Source organism: uncultured Aquincola sp. (assembly GCF_964001545.1).
In the GTDB taxonomy this organism is placed as follows: domain Bacteria; phylum Pseudomonadota; class Gammaproteobacteria; order Burkholderiales; family Burkholderiaceae_C; genus Aquincola.
Map to the genome: position 1 here is coordinate 1 of NZ_CAXFDV010000539.1, position 9,565 is coordinate 9,565.

The window sequence follows — 9,565 nt, forward strand, 5'->3', positions numbered from 1 at the left end:
GGAGCTGCCGCACGAGGCCTGGCATGTGCTGCGCGACAAGCTGCAGCTCCAACCCGGCAGCGCGGCCCACCTGCGGCCGCGGCGGGTGACGCGCTTCGACGACCACAACGCGCCGATCGACCCCGCCGCAGCCATCTGACGATCAGGCCTGCTTGCGGCGGCGGGCGATGCCGGCCACCAGGCCCAGACCGCCCAGCATCAGCGCGTAGGTGCCAGGCTCGGGCACGGCGGCGGTCAGCGGCGTCTGTGTCAGGCCCACGGTGCCGGCGCTGCTGAAGGTCAGGCCCACCACGAAGGCGGTCGGGTCGTCCGGGTTCAGCGCCGCGTCGGTCTCGATACCGCGCAGGCTGAAGCGGGTGGTGCCCGAGGCGAAGGTGTACTCCTGGCCTGCATGCAGGTCGGTGCCGCTGTCCACGAACTGGGTGCCGTTCCACAGCCACAGGTCGTAGCTGCCATCGCCGATGGCGTCGCGGATGGTCAGCGTGGCGAAGGTGGGCGAGCCCGCGTCCAGCACGTAGTCGTAGCCGGTGGCCACCACCGGGTCGATCCACACCCGCTGGTTCAGCTGCACGTTGAAGTTGAAGCGGAAGCTGCCGTCCACCACCACGGGCATCAGCGGGTTGGAGGGCGACAGGCCGGGCGTGTCGCCATTGCGCACCGCGAAGGTCCACAGCCCGGGGGTGTCGGTCGACACGTTGCTCTGGTTCACCAGGTTCAGCACGCCCTCGCTGCGCGAGCCCGGCAGGGTGTAGTAGTTGCGGCCGGTGCCGTCGTCATAGCCAGCCTGCGCAGCGATGTTCTCCGACACTGCACCCGTGGTCCACTGCAGCTGCTGGTAGCGGAAGTCGAAGTCGAAGTTGCCGGCACCGGTGTCGGCCCGGTTGCGCAGCACCAGCTGGAAGTTGTTCAGCTTGTCGGTGCGGCTGCTGTAGTAGCCCACGTTGTGCCAGGTCACCACCACCGTGTCGGCGTTGGGCGAGGCCACGTACACCGCATTGCCGCCCAGCGTGGCTGCGCCACCGCGGGTGTCCACGTCGGCCCACCAGGGCGCGATCATCGGCTGGTTGCTGACCGGGAACGGGTTGGGCGTGTAGGTGCTGATCGGGCTGTTGAAGCTGATGTTGCCGTTGTTGTTCACGTAGAAGTTGTTGAACACGTTGCCGAAGAAGTTCAGCGAGAACGGCAGGTTCAACAGGCTGCTGGACAGGTCGTCGTTGGACCGCATGGCCAGCTCGCCGAAGCCGGCGACGCCGCCGAAACCATCGAGCAGGGAAGCGGCGTGGGCCGAAGGCACGGCCAGGGTGGACAGCAGCGCAGCGGCGGCCAGGCACGACAGGCGGTGCCGGATGCAGGTGTGGGACAAGGGGTACTCCTCTGGCTTGTATAGACATCTAAGGTGCCTGCTCCCGCAGGCCCCTTGAAATGTCTCCGCATCCCGCTTTGGAGTGCTCCCCTCCGTTGGGGGAGCGGCCGCCCTGAGCGCCCCGAGACCCGGGGGTTGCGGCGAGAGCAAGCCCTTGTCTAGTCGAGCGAAACCTCGGTACGCACCGTGCCGGCCCGGTCGGCGCGGGCAGTGAGCGCCAAACGCGTACCCACCGGGGCACGCACCACCCACTCGGCCACGGCGCGGTCGGCCGTCAGCTCGCGGTTGGGCAAAAAGGCCTGTTGCGAGACCTTGGGTGCATGGCCTTCCAGCTGCGGTCCCTCGAAGCGTTCCTTGCCGCTGACCAGCGACACCTCGGCCGCGTCGGGCAGGTGGATCTCGAACACCACGCCGCGCACCGTCTTGCGTTGCAGCGCCCGGCGGCTGACGTAGCTGGGCAGCCAGCCGGCGTTGGTGACGGCAAAGCGCACGCGCCAGGTGTCGGGGCCGAGCGCCCGCACCTCGGTGCGCAGCATCTCCAGCTTGGGCAGGCTCAGCGCCAGCTGGGTCATCCAGGCCGGGAAGCGCGCTACCTCCCGCTCACGCAGGTGCGGCGGCGGGTTGCGCCAGAAGTTCATGCGGTCCCAGCCGCCGATCTCCACCGCGCCCAGCTGCGGATGCTGGAAGGGCTTCCAGTCCACATGGGCCAGGCCGCCACACTGCTCGTCGCTCCACTTCAGCAGCTTGAGGTCGTCCTCGGCCGGGTGCTCGCGGTACCAGTCGATCCACTTGTAGCCGGTGATGCCAGCCTCGCGGTTGGGCGCCCACAGCTCCACCGTCCAGAACAGCGCGCCCAGGTGCTCGTACAGCCAATCCTGGGTGCCGCTGATGTGTTCCTTGGGGTGGTACTTGAACTCGTGGTGGATGCTGACGCAGGGGTAGCCGGTGAGCTTCTCGCCGATGCCCGAGAGCTTGCGGTACAGCCACAGGTCCTCGGGGATCATGTCGTCGTCGCTGCCACTGCCCAGCGGCCGCAGGATGACGCCGCTGTGCGTGTGGTAGCTGATGCCGCCGCCGATGTTGGGGTGCGCCACGATGAAGTCCACCATCGCCCGCACCTCGGGCTCGCTGGTGGGGTAAGGGCCGGCGCCGGCCTGCTCGAACTCCTGCCGCCAGCCGCTGGGAAAGTTGCGGTTGAGGTCCAGGCCTTCGGGGTCGCGGTTCAGGCTGGCCTGCAGGCCGTCGTAGTTCTTCAGCGTGCCTTCGGGCAACAGGCGGAAGTACTCACCGCCGAACTCGCCGGGCTCGCGCGCGATCAGCAGCCGCGGCTCGTCGGGGTGGCGCTTCCACGGGCCGTTGGGGTCGGCGATGCGCATGCTGAGGATGCGGCCGTCGCCATCCACGTCTTCCAGCGTCAGGCCTTCCACCGGTTCTTCGTCGTACGGGTAGCGCCGTACCGAGGAGCGGATGTGCCGCGGCCGGTCGGCCAGCGCCAGCTCGGCGCCGTCGGGGTTGAGCCGCGGGCACAGGTAGATGCAGCGCGTGTCCAGCAGCTGCGTCACCTCACGGTCTTCGCCGTAGCGGCTGAGCAGCTGGTGCAGGTAGTACAGGCACGCGGTGCTGGCCGTCAGCTCGGCGGCGTGGATGTTGCCGTCGACCCAGAAGGCGGGCTTGTCGGTGTCGTCGCCGGTGGCGGTGTGGGTGACGGCCAGCAGCCAGATGTCGCGGCCCTCGAAGCTGCGGCCGATGCTGCGCAGCTGCACCAGGTGCGGCCTTGCGGCGGCGTAGGCCTGCAGCAGCGTGGTGAGCGCGTCGTGGCGCAGGAACTGGTCGAAAGCCGGGGTGGGCAGCGGCGGCAGGCCGGGAGAGGTGTCGGTCATGGCGTTCAGGCGGTGGGGCGGCGCGCGGGGGTGGGGTGCCAGGGGCGCGGGCCGCCATGATCAAGGAGGTGGCTCAGGCGGTCTTCACCCCGCGGTGGGAGGTTCGGTGACGGCGCGCGGCCGGTGCGGCCCGCAGCGCCGCCACGCGGCGCCAGCCGGGCCATTGCAGCAGCACGGTCAGGCCGAACAGCAAGCCGCAGGCCGCGGCATAACGCTCGATCAGCGCGGCGCCGCCGGCGTAGTGCTCACGGTCGGCCGACAGCAGGAACTGCGCGGCCGAGAAGGCCTTGCCGTACTTCAGCAGCATCGGCTCGCTGCCCTGCCACAGCGCCAGCGTGGCCAGGGGCCAGGCCACCAGCGCCAGCAGCAGCAGCGGCAGCCGCCGGCGGGCGCCGGCCACCAGCGCGGCCAGGCAGCTGCCGGTGGCAAACAGGCCGGCCACGCCGATGAACAGCAGGGCGCTGGCCAGCGGGCCGCCGCCCTCGCGCATCAGCTCGGTCAGGTTGTCGGTGGCGGCCCAGGTCACCACCACCCCATGCAGCGGCACGGCGGCGGCCAGCGTCAGCAGCAGCCAGCGGGTGAACAGACCGTGCGACTCAGCCGTGGCCACCCAGCGCACCAGCCACACCGCGCCCAGGGCGGCCAGCGTGTCGGCGGCATGCAGCGCGGCATAACGGCCCCACTCTTCCAGCTCACCCGGCCAGGCCAGCACCGGCGAGCCGACCACGTCCCACAGGCTTTCGTCGGGCACCACGACGATGAAGAGCAGCCCGGTGAGCACGCCACTGGCCACTACCGCGGCGGCCAGCCAGGCGCTGCGCCGCCGGGCCGCGACCAGCCGCTCATGCAGCCACAACGGCGCGGCCAGCAGCAGCGCCAGCGCCACCGACAGGCCCAGGGCCGTCATCAGGCCATCGACGCCGCCGGGCAGCAGTTCCACCACGTTGTAGGGCACGCCGGGCAGCCGCGCGGCGCGCCACAAGAGAACGGCCAACGCCAGCGTGAGCGCGGCGTCCAGCCACAGGGCGGCGGCAGGACGGGCGTGGGCGTGGGCGCGGGCGGCGGTCGGGGCGGGCGGGGCTGCTGCTGCATGGCGCGTCAGCCCGCTCGGCGCCGCAACGCCAGTCACCTGCCCGGCCGTCCCGCGTGCCCCGGCGCTGTGCCCGGCGCCTGCGGCAGCGCCGCTGCGCGAGGCGGCCACCGCCGCCCACAACCGCCCGCCGATGAACAGGCCCACCCACGCGCCCGAAGCCTCCAGCAATGCATCGGTGAAGTCGGCCACCTTGCCCGGCAACGCCAGCTGGCCGCCTTCCACCACCAGCGCCAGCAGCAGCGCCAGCACGGCGCCGATGCGGTGCCAGTGGCGGCGCTGCGCTGCATCGCCCGCGCTGCGCTGCGCGGCCATGCCCGCCCACAGCAGCCCGCCGGGCAGGAACACCAGCGACTTGCGCAGCAGCTCGTTCAACGCATGGAACTCGGTGCCGGCGTAGTAGGTGACGAAGGGCACACGCAGCGCGTCGCTCCAGCGTGCGGCCAGGCTGCTGCCGCCCCAGCCGAAGTTGAAGGGGTACCAGAAGATGGCCAGCGCAGCCACCGCCCACAGCAGCAGCCAGGGGCGCCAGGCGATGCGCCGCAGGCCGGGGCCCGTGTTCAACCACGTGGCCACCAGCGCCCCCAGGCCGCAGCCCAGGCCGCCGGTGATCACGTCGGTGGTGCTGGTCACGCGCGAATAGACGAACAGCTGCAGCACCTCCAGCACCGCCGCCAGCAGCACGCCGCGCAGCACCACCTGGCCGGTGGCCTGCCCCGCCAGGCGCCAGAGCAGGCCCACCGGCACCCACAGCAGCAGGTCCACCGCCATGTCGTACAGCACCTGCACCGGCTCTTGCGCCAGGTCGGTGAAGGGGATGATGTCGATGCGCCCTTCCTGCCACTTGTGGTACAGCTCCGCCGGGCTGATGGTCAGGTCCAGGGGCATCACCGCGAACAGCACCAGCAGCAGCAGGTAGGCCTGCAGGATGCGGCCGGCCAGCGGCCGCGCGCCTTCGGTCTGCCACCAGCCCAGCGCCCAGCCGCGCAGCCGCGGGGCCACCAGCGCATGGGCCAGCAGGCCCACCACGGCGCCAGCCGATTCGGCCGCGATGTCGTTGAGCGAGACGGTGCGCGCGGGGAAAAACACCTGCGTGAACTCGATGCCCACCGCCAGCCCGAAGCAGCCCAGCGCGATCAGCCCGCTGCTCAGCCGGGCCAGCGGCCCGCGGCGCGCACCCAGCCACCACTCGCGCAGCAAAAAGGCCAGCGGCACGAACAGCAGCAGGTTCGCCACCAGGTCGGCGCGCGAGGCGATGCCCAGCTGCAGCATCGGCGTGTTGGCAAAGCGGCGCAGCGCTTCGTCCAGCGGCAGCGGCACCAGCCGCAGCGGCACCAGGCTGCCGTAGATGACGAAGGCCAGGTAGCCCAGCAGCAGCACGCCCACCAGCCGCCGCAACGAGGCCGCTGACGCCTGCGCGCCTGCCGAAGCCGGTGTTGCCAGGACCACCGGCGACATCAACCGATGGCGCAGGGTTCGCCGCCCACGAACACCCGCAGCTCACCGGGTGCAAAGGCGGTCCAGGGCTCGTCGCGCGTGAGCGGCTGGGTGGCGATCAGCGTCACCCGGTCGTCGGGACCGGTGAGCGGCGCAAAGTCCACGCTCAGGTCTTCATCGGCCAGGTGGGCGGCGCCGAAGGGCGGGCGCCGCTGCAGCCAGTGCAGGTGGGTGCTGCAGTGCGCCCACAAGGCCTGGCCGTTGCTGAGCAGGCAGTTGAAGGTGCCATGCCGCGCCAGTACCGGCAGCAGCTCGCGCAGCGTGGTGGTGAGCTCCTGCACCGTGGGCACGCTGGCATGGGCCTTGGCCAGCTCCTGCATCAGCCAGCAGAAGGCGCGTTCGCTGTCCGTGTCGCCCACCGGCTTGAAGGCCGCATGCAGCCGCGGCTCGAAGCCCTTCAAGTCGCCGTTGTGGGCGAACACCCAGTAGCGGCCCCACAGCTCGCGCATGAAGGGGTGGGTGTTCTCCAGCGCCACCCGGCCCTGCGTGGCCTTGCGGATGTGGGCGATGACGTTGCGGCTCTTGATCGAGTAGTGCTTGACCAGCTCGGCCACCGGCGACTGGCGGGCGCTGTGGTGATCGACGAACAGCCGCACGCCGCGGTCTTCGAAGAACGCGATGCCGAAGCCGTCCTTGTGTTCGTCGGCGCGGGTGGCAAGACCGGTGAAGCTGAACATCACGTCGGTCGGGGAATGGGCATTCATGCCCAGCAGTTGGCACATGGCCTTGTAAGCATAGCCTGACGACAGCTTGCGGTCGCCTCCCGTGGCGGCGGCCCGTCTGCTCAGACCATGATGCCGGCGGAGAGAAAACACCATGCCCAACATCCTCAACGACCTGTCCACCGGCTGGCGTCTGCCCCATGACGCCAACCCGCCCGAAGCCGCCATCACCAGCAGCTACCGCTGCCGTTGCGGCCGTGCGGTGTTCTTCCGCAACAGCCAGTGCGTGGCTTGCGGCACCGCGCTGGGCTACGACCCGGTGCGGTCGCTGCTGCTGCCGCTGCTGCCTGTCGAGCAGACCGAAGCGCCACCGCCTGCCGAAGGCGCCGCGCCGCTGCTGCCGCTGTGGCAGCCGGCCGAAGGCTTCGGAGACGCCAACAGCCGCTACAAGCGCTGCACCAACTTCGACACCGTGGCCGGCTGCAACTGGCTGCTGTCGGCCGACGAGCCCGCCACGCTGTGCATCGCCTGCCGGCTCAACCGCACCATCCCCGACCTGTCGGACCCGGAGAACCAGGTGTTGTGGCGGCGCATCGAGGTGGCCAAGCGCCGCCTGGTGGCGCAATTGCTGCGCCTGGGCCTGCCGGTGAAGTCACGCGTGAGCGAAGACCCGCAGGGCATGATGTTCGACCTGCTGCGCGCCAATGCCGGATCCACCCCGGTGATGACCGGCCACGACGAAGGCCTGATCACGCTGAACGTTGAAGAAGCCGACGACGCCCGCCGCGAGCAGGTGCGCAAGTCGATGCACGAGCCCTACCGCACGATGCTGGGCCACTTCCGGCACGAGGTGGGCCACTACTACTGGGACCGCCTGGTGCGCGACACCGAATGGCTGGAGCCTTTCCGCGTGCGCTTCGGCGACGAGCGGGCCGACTACCAGGAAGCCCTGAACCGGCACTACCAGAACGGCCCCGCGCCCGACTGGCCGCAGCGCTGCGTGAGTGCCTACGCCAGCATGCACCCGTGGGAAGACTGGGCCGAAACCTGGGCCCACTACCTGCACATGGTGGACACCATGCTCACCGCGCGCGGACTGGGCATCAACGGCGAGAACATCGAGCTGGAGATCGAGCCCTTCGGCACCGCCGACCTGGACATTGCCGATGCGCCGGATGCCGACCGCTTCCTGCAGTTCATCAACATCTGGGTGGAACTGAGCGCGGCGATGAACGAGCTGTCGCGCGCCATGGGCCAGCAGGACCAGTACCCGTTCGTGCTGTCTCGCCCGGCCATTGCCAAGCTGCACTTCGTGCACCGGCTGGTGACGGCCACCCGCGAGGCCACCAATGCCACGCCGGAGCCGACGCCGGTGACGGTGGACCCGATCGCGGCCAGCGTGGCGCCGCTGGAAACGCCGCCGCCGGCCGTTGAGGCTTCGCCCGAGCAGTCGATGCAGGCCGAAGGCGAAGGCGCGCTCAGCGGATCGGCAGGAACAGCTTCGTCAACCCCCGCAGGCTGACCAGGTGGCCGGGGTTGCTGGTCTCGTCCAGCACCCCGCTCATGCGGCGCACGATGGCTGGGCTGCGCTTGGCGCGCCAGATGAGCAGGTCGGCCAGCCAGGGGTGTTCGTTCACCCGATTGGCCTTCTCGTAGAGGTCGAAGCGGGGCTTGAGCGCCAGGATGCGGGCCTCATAGTCGGCCCGCACCTGTGCGTCCTGCAGCTGCCGGCGGCGACCGGCCACCAGGGCCTCGGCAGCCAGCAGGCCGGTTTCCATCGCCTTGCCGATGCCTTCACCGGTGAACGCATAGGTGCTGCCCGCCGCCTCGCCGGTGATCAGCAGGCCCGGCTCTGAGAACTTGGCACCTTCGAGTGAGCAGCGCAGCGGCGCGCCCTTCAGGTCGCCCTGCAGCGTGCCGCCTTCCATCAACGCCTTGGCCGGGGCATAACACTCGGTGAAGGCTGCGAACACCTCGCGCAGGTTCACGTCCTGCATGGTGCGGCGGCCGTCCTTCATCTTGCTGTGGCTGTGGGCCAGGCCCACGCCGATGTTGAACACGCCGTCGCGGCACGGGAAGATCCAGCCGTACCCCGGCCGCAGCTTCTGGTGCCACACCACCTCCATCGCGGTGATGCGGCCGACCATGGCGTCGTTCTTCACATAGCCACGCAGCGCCACGCCGCTGGGCTGCTGACGTTCGCACACCTCGGAGGCCAGCAAGGCCTTGGGCACCGCGCCGGTGGCCAGCACCAGCCAGGTGGCGCGCACGTCCACCACCGCATCGCCCTGCTTCAGCCGCGCACCCACCACCTGGCCGCCTTCGCGCAGCGGCGCCTCGAAGCGCACGGGCGTGAAGAGGCGCGCCCCGGCGCGCACCGCGGCCCGGCACAGGATGTCGTCCAGCTCACGCCGCGGCATCACCGACAGCGAGCCCGGCACGTCGATGCGCCCGCCGCGCGGGCCGATGCAGGCCACATGCGACACCCGCTGGGCGGCGGCCTGCACCTCGGCATACACGCCCAGGCGCTGAAGCGCGGCGTGGGCATCGGGAATCAGCCCGTCGCCGCACACCTTGTCGCGCGGAAAGTTGTGCTGGTCCACCAGCACCACGTCAAAGCCCTCCCGGGCCAGCCACTGCGCGCAGGCACTGCCCGAAGGTCCCGCGCCCACCACCAGCACGTCGCAAGAAGAAGGAAGCAACGTAGGGGCGGCTGTCATGGCGGTGCGTCGGCGTGAAAAACGTGGCGCGGATTGTAGGGACCGCGCTGGTGCCCAATGCGGCCGGTGAGCCGGTGGCCCTGGTCGGCCCTCAACCTACAGACGCGAAAACCGCCGCCCCGGGTTAGCGCGTTTGCTAACATCGCGCATGGCGCATGGCCTTTGAGATCTCCTACTTCCACGCGCGCGTGCTCGAGGAGATCGAATCATGGCCAGTCGATGTACTTGCCGACTACGCTCGTTTGGTTGAGCTTCTTGCTCAGCATGGACCCAGCCTGCGCTTGCCGCACTCCCGCGCGTTTGGCGATGGTCTGTTTGAGCTGCGCCCGCGCGGGCGAGCAGGGATCGCCAGA

General features: G+C 70.2%; 7 protein-coding genes. 2 read left to right on the forward strand and 5 right to left on the reverse strand.

Annotation, left to right across the window (positions count from 1 at the left end; all coding sequences use genetic code 11):
- Nucleotides 1-142: 142 nt before the first annotated feature.
- The 4 genes from ABNT58_RS18520 to ABNT58_RS18535 form a co-directional block, all read right to left on the reverse strand.
- Nucleotides 143-1,363 carry a nidogen-like domain-containing protein gene (locus tag ABNT58_RS18520; RefSeq protein WP_348754915.1) on the reverse strand — a complete coding sequence of 407 codons (1,221 nt, stop codon included), beginning with the start codon at nucleotides 1,361-1,363 and terminating at the stop codon, nucleotides 143-145.
- 158 nt (nucleotides 1,364-1,521) lie between these two features.
- Entirely contained in the window at nucleotides 1,522-3,243 is a 1,722-nt protein-coding gene (locus tag ABNT58_RS18525; RefSeq protein ID WP_348754916.1) for a M14 family metallopeptidase, read from the reverse strand.
- A gap of 73 nt (nucleotides 3,244-3,316) precedes the next feature.
- Nucleotides 3,317-5,791 (reverse strand): VanZ family protein, encoded by a 2,475-nt coding sequence (locus tag ABNT58_RS18530; protein ID WP_348754917.1) that lies wholly within the window; start codon nucleotides 5,789-5,791, stop codon nucleotides 3,317-3,319.
- Nucleotides 5,791-6,552 carry a class II glutamine amidotransferase gene (locus ABNT58_RS18535; protein ID WP_348754918.1) on the reverse strand — a complete coding sequence of 254 codons (762 nt, stop codon included), beginning with the start codon at nucleotides 6,550-6,552 and terminating at the stop codon, nucleotides 5,791-5,793. Before ABNT58_RS18535 ends, ABNT58_RS18530 begins: the two co-directional genes overlap by 1 nt.
- A gap of 94 nt (nucleotides 6,553-6,646) precedes the next feature.
- Here ABNT58_RS18535 and ABNT58_RS18540 point away from each other — a divergent pair, with 94 nt between their 5' ends.
- Complete coding sequence (locus ABNT58_RS18540) at nucleotides 6,647-8,014, forward strand: putative zinc-binding metallopeptidase (RefSeq protein WP_348754919.1); 1,368 nt, start codon at nucleotides 6,647-6,649, stop codon at nucleotides 8,012-8,014.
- Here ABNT58_RS18540 and ABNT58_RS18545 read toward each other — a convergent pair.
- On the reverse strand, nucleotides 7,971-9,212 hold the full coding sequence (locus tag ABNT58_RS18545) for an NAD(P)/FAD-dependent oxidoreductase (RefSeq protein ID WP_348754920.1): 1,242 nt from the start codon (nucleotides 9,210-9,212) through the stop codon (nucleotides 7,971-7,973). The genes ABNT58_RS18540 and ABNT58_RS18545 overlap by 44 nt on opposite strands.
- Before the next feature lie 155 nt (nucleotides 9,213-9,367).
- Here ABNT58_RS18545 and ABNT58_RS18550 point away from each other — a divergent pair.
- On the forward strand, nucleotides 9,368-9,565 hold a 198-nt coding region (locus ABNT58_RS18550; protein WP_348754921.1), incomplete at its 3' end, for a type II toxin-antitoxin system RelE/ParE family toxin.

Excerpts from the sequence above, each read along its gene's own strand:
- ABNT58_RS18525 (WP_348754916.1), bottom strand. The coding sequence starts at position 3,243 with ATGACCGACACCTCTCCCGGCCTGCCGCCGCTGCCCACCCCGGCTTTC.
- ABNT58_RS18530 (WP_348754917.1), bottom strand. The coding sequence starts at position 5,791 with ATGTCGCCGGTGGTCCTGGCAACACCGGCTTCGGCAGGCGCGCAGGCG.
- ABNT58_RS18535 (WP_348754918.1), bottom strand. The coding sequence starts at position 6,552 with ATGTGCCAACTGCTGGGCATGAATGCCCATTCCCCGACCGACGTGATG.
- ABNT58_RS18540 (WP_348754919.1), top strand. The coding sequence starts at position 6,647 with ATGCCCAACATCCTCAACGACCTGTCCACCGGCTGGCGTCTGCCCCAT.
- ABNT58_RS18545 (WP_348754920.1), bottom strand. The coding sequence starts at position 9,212 with ATGACAGCCGCCCCTACGTTGCTTCCTTCTTCTTGCGACGTGCTGGTG.